Source organism: Chryseobacterium metallicongregator (assembly GCF_031324065.1).
Taxonomy (GTDB): domain Bacteria; phylum Bacteroidota; class Bacteroidia; order Flavobacteriales; family Weeksellaceae; genus Chryseobacterium; species Chryseobacterium metallicongregator.
In genome coordinates this window covers 705,218-730,481 of sequence record NZ_JAVIXS010000001.1, presented here as the reverse complement: position 1 = coordinate 730,481, position 25,264 = coordinate 705,218, and the positions used below count along the sequence as shown (strand labels likewise).

28 protein-coding genes and 1 tRNA gene are annotated in these 25,264 nt (G+C 36.2%); 20 read left to right on the top strand and 9 right to left on the bottom strand.

Annotation, left to right across the window (positions count from 1 at the left end):
- Positions 1-216: 216 nt before the first annotated feature.
- Both REB14_RS03385 and REB14_RS03380 read left to right on the top strand, forming a co-directional pair.
- Complete coding sequence (locus REB14_RS03385) at positions 217-1,920, top strand: helix-turn-helix domain-containing protein (protein WP_309521508.1); 1,704 nt, start codon at positions 217-219, stop codon at positions 1,918-1,920.
- A gap of 46 nt (positions 1,921-1,966) precedes the next feature.
- Positions 1,967-2,812 (top strand): RteC domain-containing protein, encoded by an 846-nt coding sequence (locus REB14_RS03380; protein WP_034692224.1) that lies wholly within the window; start codon positions 1,967-1,969, stop codon positions 2,810-2,812.
- A gap of 51 nt (positions 2,813-2,863) precedes the next feature.
- On the opposite strand, the gene mobC is transcribed toward REB14_RS03380, so the two are convergent.
- From mobC to mobA, 3 genes are all read right to left on the bottom strand, one after another.
- The gene (gene mobC, locus REB14_RS03375; protein WP_309521580.1) at positions 2,864-4,864 is read right to left on the bottom strand and encodes a conjugal transfer protein MobC; all 2,001 of its coding nucleotides are present in this window, start codon (positions 4,862-4,864) and stop codon (positions 2,864-2,866) included.
- A gap of 131 nt (positions 4,865-4,995) precedes the next feature.
- Positions 4,996-6,243, bottom strand: coding sequence for a conjugal transfer protein MobB (gene mobB, locus REB14_RS03370; RefSeq protein WP_309521507.1), 1,248 nt, complete (start codon positions 6,241-6,243; stop codon positions 4,996-4,998).
- The gene (mobA, locus tag REB14_RS03365; protein ID WP_142716702.1) at positions 6,240-6,674 is read right to left on the bottom strand and encodes a conjugal transfer protein MobA; all 435 of its coding nucleotides are present in this window, start codon (positions 6,672-6,674) and stop codon (positions 6,240-6,242) included. Before mobA ends, mobB begins: the two co-directional genes overlap by 4 nt.
- Positions 6,675-7,307: 633 nt before the next feature.
- On the opposite strand from mobA, the gene REB14_RS03360 reads away from it, so the two are divergent.
- The 3 genes from REB14_RS03360 to REB14_RS03350 are packed head-to-tail and all read left to right on the top strand — an operon-like array spanning position 7,308 to position 9,102.
- Complete coding sequence (locus tag REB14_RS03360; protein ID WP_309521506.1) at positions 7,308-8,075, top strand: ParA family protein; 768 nt, start codon at positions 7,308-7,310, stop codon at positions 8,073-8,075.
- A gap of 4 nt (positions 8,076-8,079) precedes the next feature.
- Positions 8,080-8,475, top strand: a complete 396-nt coding sequence (locus REB14_RS03355; protein WP_309521505.1) for a DUF3408 domain-containing protein — start codon at positions 8,080-8,082, stop codon at positions 8,473-8,475.
- A gap of 9 nt (positions 8,476-8,484) precedes the next feature.
- A complete protein-coding gene (locus REB14_RS03350; RefSeq protein WP_309521504.1) occupies positions 8,485-9,102 on the top strand; it encodes a hypothetical protein in 618 nt (205 codons plus the stop codon).
- 33 nt (positions 9,103-9,135) lie between these two features.
- Here the strand turns inward: REB14_RS03350 and REB14_RS03345 are convergent, their stop codons facing one another.
- Positions 9,136-10,110 carry a PDDEXK nuclease domain-containing protein gene (locus REB14_RS03345; protein WP_002980937.1) on the bottom strand — a complete coding sequence of 325 codons (975 nt, stop codon included), beginning with the start codon at positions 10,108-10,110 and terminating at the stop codon, positions 9,136-9,138.
- A 187-nt stretch (positions 10,111-10,297) separates the two neighbouring features.
- Between REB14_RS03345 and REB14_RS03340 the strand changes: the two genes are divergently transcribed.
- Genes REB14_RS03340 through REB14_RS03290 form a run of 11 tightly spaced genes read left to right on the top strand, consistent with a single transcriptional unit; the run spans position 10,298 to position 19,248 of the window.
- Complete coding sequence (locus REB14_RS03340; protein WP_045495720.1) at positions 10,298-10,603, top strand: DUF4134 domain-containing protein; 306 nt, start codon at positions 10,298-10,300, stop codon at positions 10,601-10,603.
- A 9-nt stretch (positions 10,604-10,612) separates the two neighbouring features.
- Complete coding sequence (locus REB14_RS03335) at positions 10,613-10,945, top strand: DUF4133 domain-containing protein (RefSeq protein ID WP_309521503.1); 333 nt, start codon at positions 10,613-10,615, stop codon at positions 10,943-10,945.
- Entirely contained in the window at positions 10,942-13,452 is a 2,511-nt protein-coding gene (locus REB14_RS03330) for a TraG family conjugative transposon ATPase (protein ID WP_309521502.1), read from the top strand. Before REB14_RS03335 ends, REB14_RS03330 begins: the two co-directional genes overlap by 4 nt.
- 21 nt (positions 13,453-13,473) lie before the next feature.
- Positions 13,474-14,106: a DUF4141 domain-containing protein gene (locus REB14_RS03325; protein WP_482155926.1), complete on the top strand. Its 633-nt coding sequence runs from the start codon at positions 13,474-13,476 to the stop codon at positions 14,104-14,106.
- Position 14,107: 1 nt separating this feature from the next.
- Complete coding sequence (traJ, locus tag REB14_RS03320) at positions 14,108-15,100, top strand: conjugative transposon protein TraJ (RefSeq protein WP_309521501.1); 993 nt, start codon at positions 14,108-14,110, stop codon at positions 15,098-15,100.
- Between the two features lie 12 nt (positions 15,101-15,112).
- Positions 15,113-15,736 (top strand): conjugative transposon protein TraK, encoded by a 624-nt coding sequence (traK, locus tag REB14_RS03315; protein WP_122636961.1) that lies wholly within the window; start codon positions 15,113-15,115, stop codon positions 15,734-15,736.
- Positions 15,737-15,746: 10 nt separating this feature from the next.
- Complete coding sequence (locus REB14_RS03310; protein WP_228442124.1) at positions 15,747-16,016, top strand: hypothetical protein; 270 nt, start codon at positions 15,747-15,749, stop codon at positions 16,014-16,016.
- Positions 16,017-16,019: 3 nt separating this feature from the next.
- Positions 16,020-17,318, top strand: a complete 1,299-nt coding sequence (traM, locus tag REB14_RS03305) for a conjugative transposon protein TraM (protein WP_309521500.1) — start codon at positions 16,020-16,022, stop codon at positions 17,316-17,318.
- 15 nt (positions 17,319-17,333) lie between these two features.
- A complete protein-coding gene (gene traN / locus REB14_RS03300) occupies positions 17,334-18,233 on the top strand; it encodes a conjugative transposon protein TraN (protein WP_309521499.1) in 900 nt (299 codons plus the stop codon).
- Between the two features lies 1 nt (position 18,234).
- Complete coding sequence (locus tag REB14_RS03295; protein ID WP_309521498.1) at positions 18,235-18,795, top strand: conjugal transfer protein TraO; 561 nt, start codon at positions 18,235-18,237, stop codon at positions 18,793-18,795.
- Between the two features lie 12 nt (positions 18,796-18,807).
- The gene (locus REB14_RS03290) at positions 18,808-19,248 is read left to right on the top strand and encodes a DUF3872 domain-containing protein (RefSeq protein WP_309521497.1); all 441 of its coding nucleotides are present in this window, start codon (positions 18,808-18,810) and stop codon (positions 19,246-19,248) included.
- A 184-nt stretch (positions 19,249-19,432) separates the two neighbouring features.
- Here REB14_RS03290 and REB14_RS03285 read toward each other — a convergent pair whose 3' ends face one another.
- The 4 genes from REB14_RS03285 to REB14_RS03270 all read right to left on the bottom strand — a co-directional run bounded on the left by REB14_RS03285 (position 19,433) and on the right by REB14_RS03270 (position 21,110).
- Positions 19,433-19,876: a JAB domain-containing protein gene (locus REB14_RS03285; RefSeq protein WP_309521496.1), complete on the bottom strand. Its 444-nt coding sequence runs from the start codon at positions 19,874-19,876 to the stop codon at positions 19,433-19,435.
- A 688-nt stretch (positions 19,877-20,564) separates the two neighbouring features.
- Positions 20,565-20,774 (bottom strand): PDDEXK nuclease domain-containing protein, encoded by a 210-nt coding sequence (locus tag REB14_RS03280; RefSeq protein WP_309521495.1) that lies wholly within the window; start codon positions 20,772-20,774, stop codon positions 20,565-20,567.
- Between the two features lie 149 nt (positions 20,775-20,923).
- Positions 20,924-20,986: a hypothetical protein gene (locus REB14_RS03275; RefSeq protein WP_309521578.1), complete on the bottom strand. Its 63-nt coding sequence runs from the start codon at positions 20,984-20,986 to the stop codon at positions 20,924-20,926.
- Positions 20,987-21,023: 37 nt separating this feature from the next.
- Positions 21,024-21,110, bottom strand: coding sequence for a hypothetical protein (locus tag REB14_RS03270; RefSeq protein ID WP_309521577.1), 87 nt, complete (start codon positions 21,108-21,110; stop codon positions 21,024-21,026).
- Positions 21,111-21,527: 417 nt separating this feature from the next.
- Between REB14_RS03270 and REB14_RS03265 the strand changes: the two genes are divergently transcribed.
- Positions 21,528-21,743, top strand: coding sequence for a hypothetical protein (locus REB14_RS03265; protein WP_309521494.1), 216 nt, complete (start codon positions 21,528-21,530; stop codon positions 21,741-21,743).
- Between the two features lie 27 nt (positions 21,744-21,770).
- Positions 21,771-23,390, top strand: a complete 1,620-nt coding sequence (locus tag REB14_RS03260) for a recombinase family protein (RefSeq protein WP_309521493.1) — start codon at positions 21,771-21,773, stop codon at positions 23,388-23,390.
- On the opposite strand, the gene REB14_RS03255 is transcribed toward REB14_RS03260, so the two are convergent.
- Positions 23,391-23,464, bottom strand: a tRNA-Arg gene (locus REB14_RS03255).
- 59 nt (positions 23,465-23,523) lie between these two features.
- Here REB14_RS03255 and REB14_RS03250 point away from each other — a divergent pair.
- Positions 23,524-24,570, top strand: coding sequence for an ABC transporter substrate-binding protein (locus tag REB14_RS03250; RefSeq protein ID WP_309521492.1), 1,047 nt, complete (start codon positions 23,524-23,526; stop codon positions 24,568-24,570).
- Between the two features lie 43 nt (positions 24,571-24,613).
- Positions 24,614-25,258 (top strand): monofunctional biosynthetic peptidoglycan transglycosylase, encoded by a 645-nt coding sequence (gene mtgA / locus REB14_RS03245; RefSeq protein ID WP_034699571.1) that lies wholly within the window; start codon positions 24,614-24,616, stop codon positions 25,256-25,258.
- Positions 25,259-25,264: the final 6 nt, after the last annotated feature.

Sequence of the window (25,264 nt, the reverse complement as noted above, 5' to 3'; positions counted from 1 at the left end):
TCCGGCTTATGAGCTAAAAAAAACTGTTATATGGCTCTATTTTAAAATTGTTACGTCTCAATTTTAAAATTAATACATGCGGATATCAGAGTTCAAGTGGCTGTATTTGCATGTTTTAAAGGGTTTTTGTCTTTCTGTTATTTAATTCATTGAAATTTGATTTATTTAAAACATAAATGTTTATTTTTGAGATGGTGAGGTTCTAAATATCAGTCTATGAAAAAGTTTTATTGCTTTCTCATCTTATTTCCTGTTTTTTCACAATTTTTATTTTCACAAAAGAAAGAGGAAAAAACTTTCAGTGAAATTAGAAAGCCTTATGAAAAAATGGCAATAGATGACATTCATGCAATGCCTTATGTAAAACTGTACATTGAGAAAGCAAAAAACGAAAATAATTTTTCAAAGCTGATTCAAGGGTATAGAGATGGAAGACAGTTTGATTATAAAAACAAGATGAAGTTTGCTGACAGTGCGCTTACTGTCAGTTTACAGCATGGAAGCCAAGATGACATCAGTAAAGAATATTTAAGCAAGGGAATCATCTATTATTTTTATCAAAAAAAATTTAAGCTGGCTTTAAATGAATACATTAAAGCCTATACGCATTCAAAAGGCTCAAAAGATGAGTACCATAGGTATAAAGTCCTTTATCATTTAGGAATTGTAAAAAGTCATTTGGGCTATTATGATGACGCCATGAAGCATTTTCTGGAATGTACTTCATTTTACAGGTCAAAGCTGAATGAAAACCATCATGAAAATGAACAGTTTAACTATGAGAAGGCGTATCTCAACTGCTTACATCAATTGACTGTCCTCAACAGATATCTGAATCATTTTGCCAAGAGTGATAGTTTAAGCAATTTAGGTTATCGGCTAACTGCCAATAATAATGATTTTGTGCTTGAAAAAAGCTATTTCCTAAAATGCATCGGAATTTCCAGATTTCATCATAAAGATTATGTTGGTGCTCAGGATCACTTGCAAAAATCTTTACCCAATATTCTAAAGAGAAATGATTTCGCCTGGGCTTCTGTAGTATATTATTACCTGGGTAAAACATATGAAGCACAGGATAATGTAAATAGGGCTGTAGGATGTTATAACAAAATAGATTCTATTTTCAATAAACATGATTTTATACTTCCAGAGGTCTATAAGAGTTATCACTATCTTATCGATCATTATAAAGATAAAGACCTCGAAAAGCAACTGTACTATACCAATCAGCTTTTAAAAGCTGACAGTTTAATCAGTAAAGATTTTCCCTATTTATCTTTGAAACTTCATAAAGATTTTGACCGACGTACACTGATGGATGCAAAAGAAGAAATCGAGAGATCCAGTACTAAAAAAATAGTATTGGCTGAGATACTTATTGCTTCAGGAAGTGTAGTTCTTGGTTTTTTTGTTGTCCGGTATCGAAGAGATCAAAAGATAAAAAAACAATATCAGCTTCTTCAAAAGAGAATTGCTGAAGGAAAATATAATATGAATGATATTTTAAGAGAAGAAATGATAGAGCTGCCTGTAAGAAAGACTTCTCTTACCCCGGAAATGGCTTTAGAAATAAAAGAAAAGCTTCAGAAGTTTGAGCAGGAGCAACATTTCAAAAAGAAGGGGATTACGCAGAAAAGTATTGCTTTAAAGCTGGGAACCAATTCCCACTATCTTTCGGTTTATATCAATGAACAAAAAGGGGTAAATTTTAATAAATACATGGCTGAACTGAGAATTAATTATATCACTAATCTACTAAATACCAACAGTAAATATTTAAATTATACTATCGAGGCTTTGGCTGATGAATGCGGTATAGCGGCACGCCAGAACTTTTCAAATCTGTTCTTTGATATCAATGGGATCAGACCTACAGATTATATAAAGAATCGGAAAAAGGAACTGGGTATTAGTTGATTAAGTCGTGCTTTAGGTAATTTTTGTAAATTTCTTAAAAAAGGACATGGTAACAAAAACTATTTTTAAAAGAACTTCGAAGTTATTGGAGGATCTGGACCTAAAGATTAACGAAGTCAATGCTGACGGAAATGATCTGATCAAAATTTCAGAAAAGGCATTACTTATTATTGATGAGTCGATAAGGAAATTAAAACTTTTGGTTTCCAACCATCATTTTGATCATATTGCTGAAGAAGTATTCTTTTTTAAAAAACTGAAACCGCAGTTTATCTCAAAATTTATTTATTATTCTGCAGTACTGGATATTGAATCTCATAAACCGGCTGCCGGAAATAAGACTTTAAAAAAATATTATGAAGCAGAACAGGAAAAATTGAAAGACTTTTATTTGGAGCATTCTGAATTTTACAGTTACTATAAACGGGAAGCAACCTATCTTGATCATAAAATATTTGTTCGCAATTCCTACGACCTAAAAATGAAGTTATCATCCGGATTTTATAATTATGATCCGAGTTTTACAACATCCCACGATCATATGATCGCCAGATTTATTTCCAATGAGCAATTCGATCAGTATTTAAAAAAGCAAATTGAAAATTCGAATGATACCTTTACCACAAAAGTATTTTCTCCTTTGAGCTGGTCGGGATCAAAGGTCGGTCTTATAGAGCTTATCTATGCACTTTACCAGATGCGTTGTTTTAACGGTGGTAATATAGAGTTAAGCGAAGTGATAAAATTTACAGAAAAGTCATTGGATTGCGATTTAGGCAACTTTCATAAAACCATCTTTGAAATCCGTAACCGAAAACAGGGACCAACCAAATTCCTTCAATTGGTGAGTGACAATTTGAATCAATATTTTATGAACAGTGATGCTGAGTAACATACATACAAACAGAAACCTCAAATCGTATGGTATTTGAGGTTTCATTCTTTAATCCGAGTTCAATAAATGTTGCAAATCAGGATCATTTTTTATTCGATCCATTTCATCTGTGATGATATTTAGAATATCTGACTTAATTTCTCTATAATTATCTTGAATCTGCCTGGTCATACAATCATTCTCGTCTTCATCAATAAAGGATCGGATCTGCGGTATCTGCTGAAAGCTTTTCATTTCTTCAGAAAGCTTAACATTGTCTACGACAATCTCGGAATGAAAAATCTTCTGCTGAATCCTTTCGTCAAAGTTATCAGATACAGCACCGACAAAAAATCCCTGGGTTAAGGTAGAGATCTTCGAAGCAGGTATCAAACTGTCCAATTGGGTAGAAATGGAGGTGGAAGTATCGTTCCTATTGATGGATATATTTTGTCTTTTTTGCAGTATTTTTCCAAAACGTTCGGATAAGGTTTTAGCTGTTTCCCCCACTACCTGTCCGCTGAAAATATTGCCGACCGTATTCTGAATGACTTTACTTTCCTTATCTCCATAGTCTCTTGTCAACTGAGAAAAATCCTGGAACCCTAGACATACGGAAACTTTATTACTTCTGGCGGTAGCAATTAAATTATCCAGGCCTCTGAAATAAATGGTAGGCAACTCATCAATAATCACCGAACTCTTCAACTGTCCTTTTTTATTAATTAACTTAACAATTCTCGAATTGTATAGCCCAAGAGCAGCAGAATAAATATTCTGACGATCAGGATTATTTCCAACACACAGAATTTTGGGCTCATTGGGATTATTGATATCCAAGGAAAAATCGTCTCCGGTCATTACCCAATACAATTGTGGTGAGATCATTCTAGACAAAGGAATCTTTGCGGAAGCGATTTGCCCCTGCAATTGATCCTGGGCACCTCCTTGCCATGCATCCATAAAAGGAGATAGGTAGTTTTCTAATTCAAAGTAAGAGGTTAATATCGTAAAGACCTCTTCATATTTTTTGTTCAACAGCTCTATAGCGTGTGGAAAAGTGCAGTATTTACCGTTCTTATACATCTTAAGAAACCATATGATGGCAGCTAGCAGTATGATAGGACTCTCAACAAAGAAATCGCCCTGTTTTTGTATCCAGCTTCTGTTCAGGTTTAACATAATGGTGTAGGCAGCTTCATATGCATCAGATATATCCGTCATAAAATCGGGATTTAAAGGATTACATCGATGACTTTTTCTGGGGTCGTCAAAGTTGATGATATAGAATTTCGGCTTTACGGTATAAGCATCAGAATGATTGAGAAGATGGTTGTACGCAATAGTAGACAAATCATCGAATTTAAAATCATATATATACATGGAAAATCCTTTTTCAATATGTTGTTTGATATAGTTGTTGATAACAGCATAGGATTTTCCTGAGCCTGGAGTTCCTAAGACAATAGTGGCTCGAAAAGGATTCACCACATTAATCCATCCCTGATGCCACTTCCCTTGATAATAGAATTGTGTAGGAAGGTTAACAGAATATTCATTATAGCGTAATTGGGTTTCCTGCTGAAAGCTTTCATTCTCATTGTTAAAAACATCGGTCATTAAGTTTGTTTTGAGTAAACGGCCTATCCAGACTCCTGCCTGCATCAGGAAGATGTATCCGGAACAGGTAGATAGAATATAAAGCAGAGCTGAAAAGCTGGTATCAAGTTGTAAAATAATTGCGTTTAAAAAGAATAAGACAAAACCAATAGAAAAACCAATACTAATTTTTTTCCAAGTGATCTTTTCATTTTTGACTCCCTTTGTTCCGAGGCAACTCAAAGCCAGTAAAACTATTGCGAACAGCTTAGAATAAATAGGTTGAGAAAAAAGGCCTGCGGTCTTATTAAAATTATAAAGAATCTTATTGATGAGTTCCAGTGTCCATTGTTGATGTGCAAAAAATCCATAACAAAACCAGTACAGATGCATTAGTATTAGAATAATGCTTACCGCTCGCATAAACGCCATGATTTTGGCAAGTCCTCTTAAATCGTCTTCACCCTGCATATTACCTTTTAGAAGCATAAATACAGGATTACGTATTCTCAAATATAAATGAGGCGTTGCAAGCATGCGTTGTCTGCCTTTGGCTCTTTGAGCATCGTTATAAGACCGTTTTTACAAAAGAAGATTATTTTTTATCTTCTTTTTCTTTGTCTCTTTTTCATTTGTGATTCAAAAATTTGTTCCTCTTGATCCTCATGAGGACCTGAAGACAATAACCCGCTAAAAAATCCGTCAAATACTTCGTAGCTGTTATTGTTGAAGAAATGTTCTGAAGATTTTTCAAGCGATATATCATTGTTAGAACTATTATATGAATTGGTTTTAGGCTTTGTTTCTACCTCATTCCACAGTGTATTGAATGAGTTGGCTGATAGTTCTTTACTCAGCTGTGAGCCATTCCAAACAGATTTTGAGTTATGGTCTATAAATGTGATTCCGTAGATCCTTTCCTCATCATTCTTTCGTATGACCGTAGCGATTCCCTGTTCCAAAAGTTGAGACTTAAAAGAAGCTTCCGATTTACTCGTGCTGAGAGCGGTTTCAATAGTTCTTTTAAGAATGAATTTTGAAGGATTATTTTTCATTTTTACTTTAGATTTTTCAATAAGCACCTGAATATTTTCTACTCCTGCATGCTTACCAAAAAGGGATGATTTAAAAGGATTGCTTATTTTTTTTCCATTTTTATCCGTTGCAAAATAGACCATTCCTTTTCTCATTTTTCCATGCAGTTCTCCAGTAACCTCTTCACAGGAAATATTAAATTGAGAGAGTAAAGCGTTATATGCACCTATACTTTGAATGCTGTAGGTTTGAGGTATATGTCGTAGTATCGAGGATAATTGTGTTTTGATATTCCCCTTAGTATAATCTATAGGTTTAAAAATAGAGTTTTGATTTAAATTTCTATTCTCACCAGCAACTTTTAAGTTGTATTGTCTTTCCAGCTTTCTGCAGGCTTCCATTGATCGGGAATGATCATATCGGTCTGATATTTTCTTTCCGTCGATCTGGACACAGGTGGTGACGATATGAATGTGAGTTCTATCAATATCCGTATGTTTAAAGACAACATAGGGTTGGTTGCCATAACCCATTTCCTGCATATATTGCTGAGCCATTTCCCGATAATCTTTGTCATTAACCTTATCTTCAGGATCAGGATTAAGTGAGATATGCATTACCGGTTTTTCAGTTTTGTTATTGGCAATCAAGTAGGGTTCAAAGTACTGATGAAAAAATTTAACCGAATAAGGTCGATCCCACAAATCAGGAATCTTATTAGTGAATAAAACTGTTCCTTTTTCGTTGTCCACCTTCTGTTGATTGTAGGTAAGAGCACCCCATAGGTTTTCACCTTTTCCAATTTTAGCGATCATTTTTCAGAATTTTTTTGAATATGGTTTTGTTCAAATTCTTTGGTGAGTTCTATAATCTGCTTACCAATTAAAGCTAGTTCTCTGGTATGATTTTCCAGTTTAAAGAGATAGAAAGACGCTTTTTTCTCCGTGAAGTTTCGGTATAAAATTTTTACAATCTGATTATAATTGTTTCCAATCGACTGGAATTGGTAGAAGAATTTGGTCAGTTGGGTATGATAATCTATTGTTGAAATATCAACTTTTACAATTTTTAATTCTTTCTGAAACAAAATTGTTGTAATAAATTTCGCTTTGTTACTCATTCCGGAAGCCTCATATAAATTTAAAAACTTTATATTTTCCTCATCCGTAAGTCTAAATACATGCCTGTTTTTACTTGGATTAAGCTTGGGCTTACGCCCGCCTTTGCTTTTTTTATTTACGTCCATCGCATTTAATTTAATATTAGTAAAATCATGACTTCGGAGTGATTTTTAAAGCCCCAGCCAGGGCAAGTTGTTTTGAGGCACGAAAAAAGTTATGAGGCACTCAAAACATAACTTGCTCCTTTCGGGTGAAAGGAAATTTCAGTAATAAAGTAGATGTAATACTGATCGCATTCATAAAGTTCAATTTCCCAAGACCTCCTTAGTCTTCTGAAACAAAGTAAACCACAATCATTTGTAGGGACAATATTAGAAAGAAAGTCAAAGACAGTCACTTAAAGCCAAAAACGACCATTAGAAATGTTTTAAAAAAGAAATACTATTCATTTGTATCAGATTGAGGGCGGGATTTCCTGACTGCAGATCTGATAGAAATCCTGAACAGCAGAACCCCTGCATGCCAGCCTTCCGGAATTCCAGCCGTCAAGATAGTCTCTGTGAAAGATAGTCTTCAGGAAAGCAATTTTTCAGGATTGCAGGATGAATGGCATTCAGCCAGAGCTGATTGAAGTCAATACAGCTTTAGGGAATTCCGTCCAGTAGCACTGAAAGCAGTACAGGGAACCTGATATATGTATTGCCAGGGGCTGTCAATCAGTCTTTCTTCCCAATTATGTATAACCAAAATCAAGCAAAATGAAAACAAAGAACCAACCTACAATTATTGCATTTTCCACCCAAAAAGGAGGGGTAGGAAAAAGCACTTTTACCACACTTATGGCAAGTATTCTTCATTACCGGATGGGGTATCATGTTGCCGTTTTTGACTGTGACTTTCCTCAGTACAGTTTACTCCAGATGAGAGAGCGGGATTTAAAAATGGTGATGCAGAATGAGATTTTAAAAAAGATCGCTCACAAACAATTTACGAGTATTAATAAAAAAGCGTATCCCATTTTCCAGAGTAAAGCCGATCAGGTTTTAGAGGATATAGATGCTTATGTTGAAGGATCTGAAACAATTCCTGATGTTATATTTTTAGATCTACCGGGAACTGTGAATACCGCCGGGATTTTAAAAACTTTGACGAAAGTCCATTATATTTTTTCACCCATTACTGCGGATCGTGTTGTGCTGGAAAGTACGTTAAGTTTCACCGATGTTCTAACCAATGTGTTGATGAAAGAAACTCAAACGAGAATCCGGGCAGTCCATCTTTTCTGGAATCAGGTGGATGGAAGAGAACGGACGTTGCTCTACAAAAACTACAGTAAAGTGATTTCAGATTTAGGGCTGCCACTTATGGAAACAAGCATTACAGACAGTAAAAGATTTAGAAAGGAAGGAGAGGCTATTACAAAGACTGTTTTCCGATCGACTTTACTGCCTGCAGATCCTAAATTGTTAGCTCAGTGCAGGCTGGATCAATTTGTAGAAGAATTTTTAGGAATTGTAAAACTATAAGAGTATGGAATATGAAAAAAATAACAATGATGATAGGGGGATCGATGAACAATATCTGATGTCCATTATGGCAGGAAGTCCTAAGAAGGAAGTTATTTCAAAAACTGATGATCCTCCAAAGGAGAAGGGTGAAGCAAAAAATAAGTTGAAGAATAAAAAAACATCAGATTTAAGCTATACGGAGCAGTTTCTTACTCATCATACAATGACTAAGCGAGGTGATAAAAGTATCTATATCCGTCCTGAATATCACGAGCGCCTCTCACGCATTATTCAAATCATTGCCGATGATCAGATTTCTCTGTATGCTTATCTGGATAATATACTGGCGTATCATTTCGAAATGTTTGAAAAGGAAATTACTGATGATTTCAATAAAAAATACCGTCCCATTTTTTAATATCATTTTATGGAAAAAATAATCATTATAGGTTTATTAATCGCTATCATTCTAATTCTTCTCGACAGAAGATTCCTAATCAATGTCCGTGCGAAAGATAGGGGTAATACTAAGAAAAGTTCTCCACCGATAATGGGAGATATTAAGCAAACAAAAAGAAAAGGTTTGCCAGTTGAAGCCACTGAAAGCCACCTTGAATTTACTTCATTAGCAGAAGATAATTTTGAATCAGAAACCAGGAACGGGAAAGCTGAAGATGTAACCGAGAATAAAAATCTTGATGATATTCTAATCAAGGATAATTGGAGGCAGGAGGAAGAAGATTGGAAGTATCAGGACTCTAATATCGAAAGCGGGTTTGCTACAGGGGTTACCTTTCAGGAATTGAGTACTGCGGGTCAGCTGTTACAGCGGAAAATGCTGGAACCTGATTTAGAGCAGCAAGCAGTTGCTATAATTCAAAAAATTCATGGGACCGAGCTTTTTGATCTTTTGGAGAATTCGTTGGGGGAGGCTTCGAAGCGTATTTCAAATTTGTTAAGTCAGAGCATTTCGAATGATGTTGAAGGCATATCTTCCAGTTACAAAGATGGTGTTGAAGGTTTCGATATTGGGGAGTTTGTTTAGGCAAATTCCCCTTTTGTTATTAAGAAGTTTCAACTAAGATCTGTTATCAAACAATTCATGCAGTTTTTTCTGCAGAACCTTTTTGTCGGGAAGCTGCGTTTTGTATTCAGAAACCATTGTCGGAGAAAGACTTCTACTCAGCGCATATTCTACTACTTCGCTGTCTTTGTCTTTACAAAGCAGTACGCCGATGCTTGGATTTTCGTTCTGACGTTTAACATCCCTGTCCAGCGCTTCCAGATAAAAGTTAAGCTGACCCAGATGTTCGGGTTTGAATTTATCTGCTTTCAGTTCGAAAGCGACAAGGCATTGCAGCCCCCTGTGGAAGAATAAGAGATCGATATAAAAATCAGAATTTCCGACCTGTACTTTGTACTCTTCGCTGATAAAAAGAAAATCCCGTCCTAACTCCAGGATAAAATTTTTCATCTGCTCAATTAAACCTTTTTGGAGATCATTTTCATTGAATGTTTCAGGCAGATTTAAAAAGTCAAATACATAGCTGTCTTTAAATGTATTGACTATATCAGCGTTAGTTTCTCTCAACACTGTTGAGAGTTTTGAATTTCCAATCATCGTTCTTTCAAAAAGGCTGCTGGATATCTGTCTCTCTAACTCCCGGAAGCTATAATTTTCCTGTTTGGTCAACTTGATATAAAATTCCCTTTCTTCGATTGATTTACATCTGGAGAATATGGACAGATTATGAGACCAGCTGATTTCTCTCAACAGTGTTGAGATTTTTGGAAATTCCTTGTAAGTCTCATAAAACTGCTTCATTCTCCAAAGATTCTTATCCGAAAAACCTTTTAGTTCAGGTTCATGAGTCTGGATAAACTGAGAAAGTTCTTTAACCACAGATTGTCCCCATTCACTCAGCTCTACCTTTTTGCTGATATACTCACCAATATTCCAGTATAGATCGATGAGTTCCTCATTGACTTTTCTTATCGCATTGTTACGAGACTGTTTGATGAGCTCAATAATATCTGTGAACCTTTTATCCATGATTTCTCTTTTTTGAAATTCCTTACAAATTTACAATTATTTATACAGGAATTCTGACTGGCGCACGGTTCTTTAACAGCCAAAAGATTCCATCCAATGCCATTCCTGTTACTGAGTATCTAGACTCGGACATCTTTGTCTTCAAGCCCGTAAAGTGCGGGTTTGATAATCAAAAAATCTATTCATTATGAAAAAACAAAGAAAAAAATTGCTGTATGCTGTTTTAACATTGGTAACAATTAATTCGGTATTCGGCCAAGGCAATGGTTCAGCCGGAATCAATGAGGCTACACAGATGGTCACTTCTTATTTTGAACCCGCTACACAATTAATTTACGCCATCGGTGCAGTCGTCGGACTCATCGGAGGCGTAAAAGTCTATAACAAGTTCAGCAGCGGTGACCCTGATACCAGTAAAACTGCTGCCAGCTGGTTCGGAGCATGTATCTTCTTAATTGTTGCCGCAACCATTCTTCGCTCATTCTTCCTTTAAATGACAATTATGAATACCTATCATATCAATAAAGGAATAGGAAGGAAGGTAGAATTTAAAGGGTTAAAAGCACAATACCTCTTTATCTTCAGTGGAGGACTCTTAGGAATATTGATCTGTGTCATGGTTATGTATATGGCAGGCGTCAATACCTATCTGTGTTTAATTCTCGGAGGAATCAGCAGTGGACTTCTTACCTGGCAGACTTTCGCACTGAATAGAAAATACGGTGAACATGGTCTGATGAAATTAGGCGCACACAAGAAGCATCCAAAATACATCATCAGTCGAAAGAGTATTTATCGGTATTTGAAATCTAACCGTAAAAGAACAGACGTATGAGAAATTCTTCCAAGGCAGCCACTCTGGAAAGTAAATTTCCACTGTTGGCGATTGAAAATGATTGTATCATTTCAAAAGACGCTGATGTTACGGTTTGCTTTAAGATCAGACTCCCCGAACTGTTTACTGTCGCTTCCGCTGAGTATGAAGCCATGCATTCCGCTTGGTTTAAAGCGATTAAAACACTCCCGGATTTCACCATCGTTCACAAACAGGACTGGTTTATGAAAGAAAACTACAATCCTGATTTGTCACAAGAAGACCAGAGTTTTCTTTCCAAATCATTTGAAAGGCATTTCAATGAGAGGCCCTTTTTAAATCATTACTGCTACCTGTTTATCACAAAAACAAGTAAGGAGAGAATGCGGATGCAGAGCAACTTTTCATCACTCTGTAAAGGAAAACTGATTCCAAAAGAGATTAAAGACAAAGAAGTCATTGGTCGTTTTCTTGAAGCGGTCGATCAGCTGGAGCGGATTATCAATGACAGCGGTTATATCCATTTGGAAAGGATGACAGAAGATGAGATATCAGGAACTTCCGAGAGATCAGGACTACTGGAACAGTATCTGACTCTATCCCGTGAAACCCATCCACCATTGCACGATATTAAGCTGGGATCTGAAGAAATGCGAATCGGTAATAACCGGATCACTATGCATACCTTATCGGACACGGAGGATTTACCAGGAATTGTCTCATCACATAGTCGGTATGAGAAGTTAAGCACCGACCGTAGTGATTGTCTTCTGTCATTTGCTTCTCCGGTGGGACTTCTGCTAAGTTGTAATCACATTTATAACCAATATCTGTTCATTGACAATAGTGATGAGAATCTTCGCCAATTTGAAAAATCAGCAAGGAATATGCACTCTTTAGCAAGATATAGCAGAGCCAATCAGATCAATAAGGAATGGATTGAAAAGTATTTGAATGAAGCGCATTCTTATGGTCTGCAATCTGTTCGTGCACATTTCAATGTGATGTCTTGGTCTGATAATCCACTTGAGCTAAAGCAGTTAAAGAATGATACGGGGAGTGCGCTAGCCTTAATGGAATGTAAGCCCCGTCATAATACCACGGATACAGCTACCTTATATTGGGCAGGAATTCCCGGTAATGCAGGCGATTTTCCTAGTGAAGAGAGCTTTTACACATTCATCGAACCTGCTTTGTGTTTTTTCACAGAGGAGACCAACTATCAGGATTCACCATCACCTTTTGGGATCAAGATGGCTGATCGCCTGACTGGAAAGCCTATTCATTTGGATATTTCAGATTTGCCGATGAAACAGGGGATTATTACCAATAGAAATAAGTTTATCCTTGGTCCATCGGGCAGTGGTAAATCATTCTTCACCAACCATATGGTGCGACAGTATTATGAGCAGGGAGCGCATGTCCTTCTTGTAGATACCGGAAATTCCTATCAGGGATTATGTGAACTCATTAAAGGAAAGACCAAAGGAGAGGACGGGGTTTATTTTACTTATACCGAGGACAATCCGATCGCTTTCAATCCATTCTATACTGATGACGGCGTTTTTGACATTGAAAAAAGGGAGAGTATAAAAACCTTGATTCTGACTCTTTGGAAAAGAGACGATGAACCACCAACCCGTTCAGAGGAAGTGGCACTCTCCAATGCAGTCAGCGGATATATCGAAAGAATTAAAACCGATGACCAGCATCCTTCTTTCAACGGATTCTATGAGTACGTCAAAGATGATTATCAGAAAGTATTGGAGCAAAAGAAAGTCAGGGAAAAAGACTTTGATATTGCCAACTTTCTCAATGTGCTGGAACCTTACTATAGAGGAGGAGAGTATGACTATCTGCTCAATTCAGAGAAGCAGCTGGACTTATTATCCAAGCGTTTTATTGTCTTTGAAATCGATGCTATTAAAGATCATAAAATTCTATTTCCTATTGTAACCATTATCATAATGGAGGTCTTTATCAATAAGATGCGAAGACTCAAAGGAATCAGAAAACTCATCCTTATCGAAGAAGCCTGGAAAGCCATTGCCAAGGAGGGGATGGCTGAGTATATCAAGTACCTGTTCAAGACCGTCAGGAAATTCTTCGGAGAAGCCATTGTAGTAACTCAGGAAGTCGATGATATCATTCAGTCACCGATTGTGAAAGAAAGTATCATTAATAATTCGGATTGTAAGATTCTTCTTGACCAAAGGAAGTATATGAACAAGTTCGATGATATTCAGGCGATGCTGGGATTGACTGATAAAGAAAAGTCCCAGGTGCTGTCGATCAATATGAATAATGATCCACGAAGACTTTACAAGGAAGTTTGGATTGGACTGGGTGGAACGCACTCTGCAGTCTATGCCACTGAAGTTTCAACACAAGAATATCTGGCATATACTACAGAAGAAACGGAAAAGATGGAAGTGATGAATCTTGCATCGGAACTTGACGGCAATGTCGAACATGCCATCAAGAGGATTTCTCTTAAGAGAATCAAATCGAATAGAAAAGACCATTAAATCATTTAAAAATGTACAACAATGAAAAATTTAATCATTAAAACCTTAATGGTAGCATTCTTTGCTGCCGTAACCTATACAAAAGCACAATTTGTCGTAACAGACCCTGCAAACCTGGCTTCGGGAATTTTGAACTCAGCCAATGAAATTGTACAGACTTCTTCAACGGTATCTAACGTTGTTAAGAACTTCAATGAAGTTAAGAAAGTATATGAACAGGGTAAAGAGTATTATGACCAGCTGAAAGCCATCAATAATCTGGTCAAAGATGCCAGAAAGGTTCAGCAGACCGTCCTTTTAGTGGGTGATGTTTCTGAGATGTATGTCAATAATTTCGGTAAAATGCTGAATGACCCCAATTTTAATGCTCTGGAATTAGCTTCCATTGCCAATGGTTATTCTGCGCTTCTTACGGAGAGCACGGAGCTATTGAAAGAACTCAAAGAGATCATCACTTCTAACGGTCTTTCTCTGAATGATAAAGAAAGGATGGATGTTGTTGACCGGGTTTATAAAGAGGTCAAAGCGTATCATAATCTGGTACGATACTATACCAATAAAAATATTTCGGTCAGTTATTTCAGAGCAAAAAAACAGAACAATACCCAAAGGGTGCTGGATCTTTACGGAACCTCCAATCAAAAATACTGGTAAGATGGAACCAAGCAACTTACACGAAGTACTTCGTTCCGTTTATGAGGAAATGATGCCGATGTGCGCTGATATGGCTGCTGTGGCAAAAGGGGTCGCCGGATTAGGCGCTTTATTCTATGTAGCACTAAAAGTCTGGCAGTCATTGAGTCGTGCAGAATCGATTGATTTGTTTCCCATGCTGAGACCTTTTGCCATAGGCATCTGCATTATGTTTTTTACCACATTGGTTTTAGGAAGTCTTAATGGGGTAATGAGTCCGATTGTTCAGGGAAGCCATTCAATGCTGGAAAATCAAGTGTTGGATATGAATGAACTGCAGCAGAAAAAGGATCTTTTAGAACGAGAAGCGATGCTCAGGAATCCGGAGATGGTTTACCTTATTTCAAATGAAGAATTTGATAAAAAGCTGGAAGAGCTCGGATGGTCACCATCGGATCTGGTCACGATGTCCGGAATGTATATTGAACGAGAAATGTTTGCCATCAAGAAAGATATCAGGGATGGTTTTCGTGAGTTTTTAGAAATTCTGTTTCAATCAGCAGCCTTAGTTATTGATACCATCAGAACCTTCTTTCTGATTGTCCTTTCAATATTAGGACCTATCGCATTTGCCATTTCTGTATGGGATGGTTTCCAAACAACTTTAACCCAGTGGCTGACCAGGTACGTTAGTGTTTACCTATGGCTTCCTGTTGCTGATATATTCAGTGCCATTCTTGCCAAAATACAGACTTTGATTTTAGAACGGGATATCGAGATGCTCGCAGATCCCACCTTTATTCCTGATACCTCCAATACGGTATACATCATCTATATGGTAATTGGGATCATAGGTTATTTTACGGTACCAACGGTGACTGGCTGGGTGATTCAGGCTGGAGGCGCCGGCAATTTCATGCGTAATGTAAACCAGACTGCCACGAAATCAGGTAATGTTGCGGGAGCGGCAGTAGGTTCTGCAACAGGAAATATTTCGGGAAGATTATTAAAATAAAAATACAGTTCTATGGAATTTAAAACATTAAGAAATATTGAGAGCAGCTTCAAGCAGATCCGTTTGTTTACATTCGTTTTTGCGGTGTTGTGTTTTGGAGTAGTAGGTGTAGTTGTCTTTAAATCCTACCAGTTTGCCGAAGAGCAGCGTCAAAAGATCTATGTGCTGGATAATGGCAAATCATTAATGGTAGCGCTATCTCAGGATATGTCGATCAACAGACCTGTAGAAGCAAGAGAGCATGTGAGACGATTTCATGAATTGTTCTTCACGATAGCACCTGATAAGAATGCTATTGAAAGCAATGTAAAAAGGGCTTTCAATTTGGCTGATCAATCTGCATTCAATTACTATAAAGACCTTCAGGAAAAAGGCTACTATAACAGAATAATTTCCAGTAATATCCAGCAGAGAGTTGAGGTAGATAGTGTCGTTGCCAACTTTGACACTTACCCTTATGATGTTAAAACATACGCACGACAGTTTATAATCAGGTCCAGCAATCTTACCATCAGAAATTTAGTCACTAATTGTTCACTGGTTAATTCTGTACGGTCTGACAGCAATCCTCAGGGATTTATCATTGAAAAATTCAACGTGCTTGAAAATAGAGATGTCGAAACTGTTGAACGCTAATAAGACCGATATGAAAAAACTAAGAGATACACTCGAAAATTATGTTGTAAAGATTGATACACACTGGAAATCTCTTCCTGTAGAGCGACAAAAATTCCTGACCAAGGTTTTCTTTGGTGGTTATGTTTTGATAACCGTCATTGTCATTGTGAATATCTGTATTTCTACAGGTCAAAGAAGTAATACCATTTCTATCAATCATATTGATGGCATTTCTAAGAAACCTATCGAAAAAGGATCGAAGCATAATGAAATAGTAAACTCATCCACTAAAAAATAGAATATGAAAGATTCAGAGAAAATTAGAGTGACAGAAAATGATCTCTCCCAAAATTCTAACGGAGTGAATGATCATCCCAAGGCTCAATGGGAAAGATTAAAGAAACCTTTCATCTACTTTTTGATGGCTGCTGTATGTGCATCTTGCTTTTATCTCATCTTTAAGCCCAAAACCGATCATACCATTATTGAAGAGGCCGGCTTTAATGCAGCTATTCCACAGGCAAAAGACGGTCAATTGCAGTCTGATAAGCAAAAGGCTTATGAGCAGCAGTTATTAGAGCAAAAGAATGAAGAAAAGAGAAATTCAATAACAACTTTATCAGATTACTGGAATGACCAGAACGGTGTAAACTATAATAGCAACCCACCTTCTTCAACATCCAATAGAAGTGTTCTTCAGCAATCCGATCAGAATGCTCTGAACAGTTATCGAAATGCACAGCAGACCTTAAGCTCATTCTATAATCGGGATAATCAGGAGGTCAATAACCTAAGGAAAGAAATTTCAAGGCTAAAGAATGAGTCAATGCAAAATCATGCTGTTCCTGTGGGTCTGGGAATGAACGACCAGTTAGAGCTCATGGAAAAATCGTATCAAATGGCTGCTAAGTATCTTCCAACGACGCCAAAGCAGGAAAAACCAGCAGAAAAAGAAGAGGTCGAAAAGCCAATGGAAAAGAAGGTTAAACTGACTTCAGCAATACCGGTACGTTCCAATGTTGTTTCCTCATTATACAGAGACCGGTCGGATAGTGCTTTTATCGCAGGTTTGAATCAGAATAGATTTTATGACAGTCAAAATGATTCAGAAAACTCGGTTCAAACAAAAAACGCAATAAGAGGTGTGGTCTATGAAACTAAGACTTTGGTCAATGAAAGTACATTATCTATAAGGCTTTCAGAAGCGATGAAAGTCGGACGAGCTGAAATTCCAGCGGGGAGCTTACTGATTGCAGTAAGCAAATTTCAGGGAGAGAGGCTTCAGTTAAAAATATCTTCCATTCAATCTCAAGGTAATATCTATCCTGTAGAAATCAATGTTTATGACACTGACGGTCAGATGGGATTGTATGTTCCTTATTCAGCGGAGCAGAATGCGGTAAGCGATATTGTAGCTAATATGAGCCAGACTTCAGGCACTAATATTATGATGACTCAATCAGCAGGGCAGCAGATTGCAGCTGATCTGAGCAGGGGAGTAGTACAGGGACTGTCGGGTTATTTTCAGAAGAGAGTCAGACAATTGAAAGTAACTGTAAAAGCTGGCCATCAGGTCTTCCTCTTACCCAAAAATAACTAATCAAAAAAAATAAAAATGAATACACAAAAGAGTCATTATATTCTCATTATGCTATTACTTCTATTAGTAAGCAAGGCATTTGGGCAGGATTCCGTGACAACCTATTATTCCTTGGAAGAGGGAAAATTAGAGCCTTTCAGGATACAAGTTACCTACAATAAAACCAGCCATTTGATATTTCCTACATCAATACGATATGTTGACCTGGGAAGTGATCTCTTGGTTGCCAATAAGGCAGATCCTATAGGAAACGTTCTTCGGGTTAAGTCAGCCGTCAGGGATTTTGAAGAAGAAACTAATTTTTCGGTCATTACTGAAGATGGAAAATTTTACAGTTTTGACGCATCCTACAGTTCTTATCCCGATATACTCAGCTATGATTTAGTAAAACTTCAGAGAGGTATGGAGAGACAGGATTCTGATGTATTATTTGAAGATCTTAAAGGAAGCTCAACATCTTTCACTTGGCTTATTATGGAAAATCTTTACAGGAAAAGCAACAGAACTATTAAACATATTGTTTCAAAAAGCTACGGAATTGAATTTTCAGTCAGGGCACTGCACGTTAATGACAGTAAGTTTTATTTCACATTGCAGGTTAAGAATCAAAGTAATGTGGGATATGCTATTGAATGGGTCAATTTTAAAATTGTCGATAAAAAGAACTTAAAGCTAACGGTCGTTCAGGATAAGATTTTAAAGCAGGTTCGTACCTATTTCCCGGAAAGGATAATAGCTGATCATTCAGACAGTAAAGGGATTTATATGCTTGATCAGTTTACACTCTTAAAAGATCAGGTTTTGGAGATTGAAATTCTGGAAAAGAATGGGGGAAGGCATCTGAAAGTACAGCTTGAAAATGAAGATATTGTTCATGCAAGATTGATAAACAGTTTAACAATTAAAACGGGGTAAGATGCACAACATATTTTTAACAGTCATCTTAACGATGATAATGGGTAGCAAAGTATTTGCTCAACAGATGATTCCCAAGCAAATTGGTATTGAATTTACCTATTCGGTATTTCCAAAATCTCCAGAAAAGCAAAATTATATGTTTAGTACGGGGCTTGTTTCTTACTCGAAGAATGGTAATTACTTTTTTGGACTGACAGAATATGGTAGAAAATATTATAAATACACAGGCTGCGATATCCCGATAGATAGTTTCCTGCTTAGTGGTGGGTACAGTTTTTATGTTTGGGGAGACTTCATGCGAAATGTCAATTTTAATCTGGGAATTGGAGGTCTTGTTGGTTATGAACAGGTTAATAAGGGCAATGAATTGCTATATGACGGTTCAATGTTAACAGCAACGGATAATTTTATTTATGGGACGAACGGTAAGCTGTCTATTGAAAGCTATCTGACTAAGCATTTAGTTTTCCTGGTCAACGGGCAACTTCGCTTTTTGAAAAATAGTCAAATGGTTAATTTTCACTCTCTGCTGGGGGTAGGAATAAGATATAATTTCTAAAAATAATGAAAAATGAAAAATATAATTAATACAGCTAAAATACAATTAAAGTGTTTCTTGCTACTATTTGTGATTGGACTATTTGTACAATCATGTGAGAAAGATGATTTGGAAATTCAGCAGAACTATCCTTTTAAGGTGTCGGTTATGCCGGTTCCTAAGGATATCGCTAAAGATGAGTATGTGGAGATCCGTATCAAAATTATTCCTGAAGGTAATTTTGCTGACACCAAATATTATCTTCGATATTTTCAGTTTGAGGGAGCAGGAAAGCTGCAGTATTATAACACTTACTTTCCTAATGATATTTATCCTCTTTATGAGAAAGAGTTCAGATTGTATTATACTTCAACCTCTGAAGTTTCACAATCATTTACGGTATGGCTCTCAGACAGTTTTGGAAATGAGGAGAAATTTGAATTTCAATTCAACAACAAAAAGCTAAACGGATAAATACTATTTCTTTAGCTTACAAATATATATTTCCACTTCAAATAAAACCATCTAATTTGAGAAGCATTGTTTAGTATTTGCGGAAAGATGGTTGTTCCCTAAAGGGCAAGCATCTTTCCGCGACGCCACAAGAATCCAGACCGGGAACCGGCTCTGGATTCTTATTTTTAGAAATTTAAGTCCCTTATAAAATACCTTCATCGGAGAAAGAGAAGGAGTCGGTTGAAGTTATTATACAATGATCAAGCATGTTAATATTTAATAATTGTCCAGCCTCCTTTATTTTTTGTGTAATGTTTATGTCTTCACGAGAAGGCGTCAGGTTGCCGGAAGGATGGTTATGGGCTATAATAATTGATACGGCATTACATAATAAGGCCCCCTGCATGATAATTCTGATGTCAACTAGAGAAGAGGTAATTCCAGATTCTGATATTTTTTGTATTCCTAAGACCTTGTTAGCCTGATTCATATACATCGAGTAAAATGACTCTCTGTAGTCGATCTGATCTGCATCAAAATGTTCCCGGAAAATATCTGTAGCATCCTGGGAGTTCAGTACCTTTTTTTCAGTATTTCCTTTTCTTGTATAAATCAATTTGATCTCATTTATGATATTATATTTCATTGGTATTGCTCTGAGTACGGCAGAGCCTTTTGTTTCCCGTACTTAAGTTAAAACATCATTTATTTAAAACATCTTTGAACTGTTACGTGTCTTTTTTAGATCAAAAGCCTTTCAATCCCTTCTCCGTCCTATTTCTTAAAAGCCTTTCAGGCTTCGCTAAATATTTTTCAAAAGAAAAACCGGAAAAAAGAAAGCAGATATGAAGTGTTGACAAAGGATAAAACCAAAAGGAAACGGAATAATTGGAGGGAACCTTTAGGGAGGAAACCGTTTATGCCGTAGTCTTTTGGAGGCACGAACGATGGCTGGCAACAATACATTAGCTGCCTTTTTACCGGTTATTTTTGGAAATGTTAGAACTTTATAAAAATCCAGTAGGATTAATGAATATAGAGTCTTATTATAAAAATAAGGTATTGCAATATAAAATCTAAGAGGATGGGAGTTATTTGGACATGATCTGTCCAATAAAATCAATAAGTATAGTTGATTAACTGTGTAGTTTTTCAGGGAAAATCAAATTGTACGGATTTTCCAATATAAATAATTAGGAACTAATTAAAATGCGCAATGGTGTCTCGTATTTCTGGTATGCATTAAAAGATATTTACCTGTTATGATTCTTGGACAATTTAAAAATATTTTGCTTAAACCTGAAAGGCTTAACCCTGTTATATACTTGTTTTATTTAGCTGAGGTTATCCAGTTCAAGCTTTAATCGATCTGCTTCGACAAGCTGTTTTAATTCTTTCTCATCGGGAAGGTATGTCCCGTATTTACTTGTGAACAATTTTTCATTTTCAGATATAACAGAATATTTTACCACTGTTTCATCTTTTTCAGTACATAGAATAATGCGAATAGCTGGATTGTCATCATCACCTTTTTTTAAGATCATTATACATCCTTACATACATATCCATCTGTCCACTAGCTTAATGAGTTAATTTATGTGTTTTCAGATCAACAAGTACGAAACAATTAAGATAGTAATTATAAAAAGACAAGATCTATAAAGAAGTCGGAGGTAGCGGTAACAATGTACTGCTACCTTACAACAAATGCAAAACCTTTTCCTAACTCCATCACGAATTGTTGAAGATGAGAGATGAGTGCTGATTCTATTTGAGTTTCTGTCTGTGCAGTATCATTTGGTAATAATCCTATAATGAGTCCAACTCAATTCGGTACGCACTGCGTTCCAAATTGGAAAAGAGCTAAAGAATGCTCTCATATTATTCAGATTTCTTTCATTGAAACCTTTGCCAAACTCAAGAGATAGCTAATTCGCTAAGTTTTTAAGTATATGTTTTCCATAACCTGCACGTTTTTCGTCATTTTGTTCATCCTGAACAATGAGTTTTACCGATTTCCCAATACATATTTAATAATATTGTATTGGTCGTTCTGTAAAGACTTGATTTTGAATCGACAATAATTTTGGCAATAGAATGATAAAGTTCTTGTTTAGCTTGCAGATGTTGTTCTTCCATGTTTTCAAAGGTACAAAAAATAGAAGTTTTTAATAAAAAATACTGTTGTTAAATAACTGTAAAAGAAGGCCATCAAGTACACAACGAAGACACTTCAAAATATTTCGGGAATGATGATTTTAAATTAACGGTGATTTATAATCATCAAGCCAATCATTATGAAAAATCATCATAAAGAAAACAATAAAGTTCTATATTCTGAGAGTAAAAAATATATCACATCTATTGAATTAAAAAAGATTCCTCCTGAAAAAGCATTGCATTTGTTAAGAAAAGCTGGCTACGATATTAATGAGGAGCAATCCGAAGAAATAATGGAATTTATATATATTATTGTAAAACTTACCTTAAAAGAATTTTTTACATCTGACTGATAATTTGTATCTTAGCAATATATCGGAATGATGAATTTCTATTGCATCAGTTTTATCTTGATGCCCAATCTAAAACTCAATTTTAACGAAATTATTACAACTATGGTTATTGCAGATTTGTATATAAGGGTATCGACCGATGAACAGGCTGAAAAAGGCTATTCCCAAAGAGATCAGAACGAGAGACTACGTAAATATTGTGAAAGCAACAATATATTAATCAACAAGGTCATTTACGAAGATCATTCAGCCAAGAGCTTTGAACGCCCTGAATGGAAAAAATATCTGATTGAAGTCAAAAAGAGAAGTCATAAAAGCAGTCTTGTGCTGTTTACGAAATGGGACCGGTTTAGCCGAAATACAGGAGATGCTTATCAAATGATCAGCCTTCTCCAGAAAAATCACATCATTCCTCAAGCCATTGAACAGCCGTTGGATATGTCAGTTCCTGAAAATAAGCTGATGCTGGCAATTTATTTATCAACCCCTGAGGTTGAAAACGATAGAAGGGCGTTGAATACCTTCCATGGAATGCGAAGAGCAAAAAAAGAGGGGCGACTGATGGGAATAGCTCCTTACGGATATATAAACAGAAGCCACGAAGATGGTAAAAAATATATTGCCATAAAAGAACCAGAGGCCTCAAATATTATCTGGGCATTTAATGAAATTTCCAAAGGGTATATTCCTGCTGATCATGTGAGATTGCAAATGAATAAAAGAGAAGGTGTTTCGATGTCAAGAAGTGCGTTTGCCAAAGCCATGAGGAATCCAGTGTATTGCGGTAAAATTTACATCGAAGATTACAAACAGGAAGAAGCTTATTATATTGATGGAAAACATGAGCCATTGGTCAGTGAAAAGCTCTTTAATCAGGTTCAACGGAATATGGACAAAAAAAGAAAAATTGAAGGTTCCGGTGGAAGAGTGTTTGGCAACGATCGTTTTCCACTTAGAGGCTTGCTGACATGTCCTAGGTGTGGAAAAAATCTCACTGCAAGTGGAGCAAAGGGCAAGTCTAAAACCTATTATTATTATTATTATTATTATTATTATCACTGTCATTACAAATGTGGATTCAGATTTGATTCGGACAAATTAAACGAACTCTTTGAAGTGGAAATTTCGAAATTGGAATACAATCCTATCATTAAAGATTTGATGAAAGATATACTTTTAGATAACTACAAACAATTCACCTTTGATATAGATGCAAAAAGAAAGTCCATATCAAAAGAGATCAATGATCTTAATGAAAAAGTAGCTAATGCAAGAGATAAATATCTTGCTGATAAGTTAGATGAAGAAGATTACAAAGAGGTAAAAAAAATAACAAAAGAACAAATTGAACAGTTGGAACAAGAGATCCAGCATATTGTTTCAGAGAGTAAAGAACTTGATATAAAAACAAAAATAGAAAATGCTCTCGATTCGATGGAAAACCTTGCAAACCTTTACCAGCAGGGCGATTTACAGACAAAAAGAACGATAGGGTGTTTGATATTTCCTCAAAAAATCGAATTTGACGGAAAAAGTTTTCAAACACCTAAAATGAATATTGTCGCTCAATGTATCTATCAGTATAACAACGGATTAGGGAATAAAAAAACCGACATAAGAGAAAAAAATCTACAAATGTCGGTCTAGTGACCTCGACAGGATTCAAACCTGTAACCTTCTGAGCCGTAATCAGATGCGCTATTCAGTTGCGCCACGAGGCCGTTTGTTATCTTGTTGTTTAACGGTTGCAAATATACCACTTTTTTCCGTTCTTTGGAAGATGAAACAAAGAATTTTACTTTTATTTACAGTTTTAGCGCTAATTGCCTGTAAAAGAGAATCAAAAATTTCGTCCTCAGATTGGACAAATATCTCAAATCGTACCCAATACAAGGAACAGGACGGAAACCTGGAGTTGAAATCGGGAAACTTTACTTATAATTTTAAACAAAATCAAACTCCTTTCAAGAAAATCATCCTGTTGAATGCTAGTATGGCAGGGTATATTTCAGAGCTGGGAGCAGAAAATGTAATCCTAGGAGTTTCCAGTCCGGAGTATATTTTTTCAGATAAAATCCAGAATCTTATTAAAGAAGGGAAAATCCAAAACGTAGGGAGCGAACAGAAATATGATGTGGAAAAGATCATCTCTATGAAACCGGATGCTATTTTTACTAATCATATTGCCAGCTTCGACAATACTTATGAACTTTTGAAAAACAATGGTATTCAGGTGATATTTCTGGATGAATACATGGAACAGAAGCCTTTGGAAAAAACGGCTTATATCAAACTTTTCGGAGAGTTTTTAGGAAAAGAAAAAGAAGCTGAAGCTAAATATCAGGAAGTGGAGAAAAACTACAGTGATCTGAAAAAGCTTGCATTAACAGCAAAAGAGAAACCTGTTGTGCTTGCTAATGAAATGTATGGAGATGTTTGGTATCTTCCAGGGGGAAATACTTCTGTGGCTCATTATATTTCGGATGCCAATGCTAATTATATCATGAAGGATAATAAAGGTGAAAAAGCATTGACAATGAGCTTTGAGGAAGTATATGCCAAAGCAGGAAGCGTTCAGTACTGGGTAAATGCAGGAAGCCACACTTCGAAAAAAGAAATGTTGGGTATGAATCCATTTTATGGAAAACTGGATGTATTCAATAAAGGAAAGATCTATACGATTGCAGGAAAAGAAAAACTGAAAGCGAATGATTTCTTTGAAAGCGGAGTGGTAAGAGCAGATTTGATCCTTAAAGATTATATAAAGATCTTTCATCCTGAACTTTTACCCAATTATCAGCTTACTTACATGAAAGAATTGCAGTAACTCGTACTATTTGCTTATTTTTGCCTTTCCTTTTTATCAAGTTATGTGGAAAAAAATTAAACAGCTTATCTTCATCATTCTTGTTTTGAATGTAGTTTTTATCATCTGGGGCCGATTTTTTAATCCGCCAATCACTCTTACTCAGATAGGAGGACTTTTTGAGTATGGAAAACTGCATAGAGATTACATTTCCTATGACGAAATGGGAAGTAATGTGAAAAAAGCCGTAATTGCTTCTGAAGATCAGAAGTTCTTTGATCATGACGGCTTCGATTACACAGCAATCGAAAAAGCCATGAAATATAATGAGAAAGGCAAAAAAATAAGAGGAGGAAGTACTATTTCCCAGCAAACAGCGAAGAATGTGTTTCTTTGGCAGGGCAGAAGCTGGGTGAGAAAAGGACTGGAAGCGGTGTATACTTTCATCATTGAAAAAGTATGGACTAAAGATATTATCCTTGAAAGATACCTGAATTCCATAGAAATGGGACAGGGTGTATTTGGTGTAGAGGCTGCTGCTCAATATTATTTTGGAAAATCATCCAAAGATTTAAGTACCTCAGATGCAGCCTGGATTGCCGCTGTATTGCCTAATCCAAAGAAGTATGATCCTAAGAATCCATCCCCATATTTAAGAAAGAAACATAATTGGATCATGAGACAGATGAGGAATGTGAGTTTGAAATAGTATCTT

Bases quoted from the DNA above. Each gene is read 5' to 3' on its own strand.
- REB14_RS03385 (WP_309521508.1), top strand. From the start codon at position 217: ATGAAAAAGTTTTATTGCTTTCTCATCTTATTTCCTGTTTTTTCACAA.
- REB14_RS03380 (WP_034692224.1), top strand. From the start codon at position 1,967: ATGGTAACAAAAACTATTTTTAAAAGAACTTCGAAGTTATTGGAGGAT.
- mobC (WP_309521580.1), bottom strand. From the start codon at position 4,864: ATGCAGGGTGAAGACGATTTAAGAGGACTTGCCAAAATCATGGCGTTT.
- mobB (WP_309521507.1), bottom strand. From the start codon at position 6,243: ATGATCGCTAAAATTGGAAAAGGTGAAAACCTATGGGGTGCTCTTACC.
- mobA (WP_142716702.1), bottom strand. From the start codon at position 6,674: ATGGACGTAAATAAAAAAAGCAAAGGCGGGCGTAAGCCCAAGCTTAAT.
- REB14_RS03360 (WP_309521506.1), top strand. From the start codon at position 7,308: ATGAAAACAAAGAACCAACCTACAATTATTGCATTTTCCACCCAAAAA.
- REB14_RS03355 (WP_309521505.1), top strand. From the start codon at position 8,080: ATGGAATATGAAAAAAATAACAATGATGATAGGGGGATCGATGAACAA.
- REB14_RS03350 (WP_309521504.1), top strand. From the start codon at position 8,485: ATGGAAAAAATAATCATTATAGGTTTATTAATCGCTATCATTCTAATT.
- REB14_RS03345 (WP_002980937.1), bottom strand. From the start codon at position 10,110: ATGGATAAAAGGTTCACAGATATTATTGAGCTCATCAAACAGTCTCGT.
- REB14_RS03340 (WP_045495720.1), top strand. From the start codon at position 10,298: ATGAAAAAACAAAGAAAAAAATTGCTGTATGCTGTTTTAACATTGGTA.
- REB14_RS03335 (WP_309521503.1), top strand. From the start codon at position 10,613: ATGAATACCTATCATATCAATAAAGGAATAGGAAGGAAGGTAGAATTT.
- REB14_RS03330 (WP_309521502.1), top strand. From the start codon at position 10,942: ATGAGAAATTCTTCCAAGGCAGCCACTCTGGAAAGTAAATTTCCACTG.
- REB14_RS03325 (WP_482155926.1), top strand. From the start codon at position 13,474: ATGAAAAATTTAATCATTAAAACCTTAATGGTAGCATTCTTTGCTGCC.
- traJ (WP_309521501.1), top strand. From the start codon at position 14,108: ATGGAACCAAGCAACTTACACGAAGTACTTCGTTCCGTTTATGAGGAA.
- traK (WP_122636961.1), top strand. From the start codon at position 15,113: ATGGAATTTAAAACATTAAGAAATATTGAGAGCAGCTTCAAGCAGATC.
- REB14_RS03310 (WP_228442124.1), top strand. From the start codon at position 15,747: ATGAAAAAACTAAGAGATACACTCGAAAATTATGTTGTAAAGATTGAT.
- traM (WP_309521500.1), top strand. From the start codon at position 16,020: ATGAAAGATTCAGAGAAAATTAGAGTGACAGAAAATGATCTCTCCCAA.
- traN (WP_309521499.1), top strand. From the start codon at position 17,334: ATGAATACACAAAAGAGTCATTATATTCTCATTATGCTATTACTTCTA.
- REB14_RS03295 (WP_309521498.1), top strand. From the start codon at position 18,235: ATGCACAACATATTTTTAACAGTCATCTTAACGATGATAATGGGTAGC.
- REB14_RS03290 (WP_309521497.1), top strand. From the start codon at position 18,808: ATGAAAAATATAATTAATACAGCTAAAATACAATTAAAGTGTTTCTTG.
- REB14_RS03285 (WP_309521496.1), bottom strand. From the start codon at position 19,876: ATGAAATATAATATCATAAATGAGATCAAATTGATTTATACAAGAAAA.
- REB14_RS03280 (WP_309521495.1), bottom strand. From the start codon at position 20,774: ATGATCTTAAAAAAAGGTGATGATGACAATCCAGCTATTCGCATTATT.
- REB14_RS03270 (WP_309521577.1), bottom strand. From the start codon at position 21,110: ATGAGAGCATTCTTTAGCTCTTTTCCAATTTGGAACGCAGTGCGTACC.
- REB14_RS03265 (WP_309521494.1), top strand. From the start codon at position 21,528: ATGAAAAATCATCATAAAGAAAACAATAAAGTTCTATATTCTGAGAGT.
- REB14_RS03260 (WP_309521493.1), top strand. From the start codon at position 21,771: ATGATGAATTTCTATTGCATCAGTTTTATCTTGATGCCCAATCTAAAA.
- REB14_RS03250 (WP_309521492.1), top strand. From the start codon at position 23,524: ATGAAACAAAGAATTTTACTTTTATTTACAGTTTTAGCGCTAATTGCC.
- mtgA (WP_034699571.1), top strand. From the start codon at position 24,614: ATGTGGAAAAAAATTAAACAGCTTATCTTCATCATTCTTGTTTTGAAT.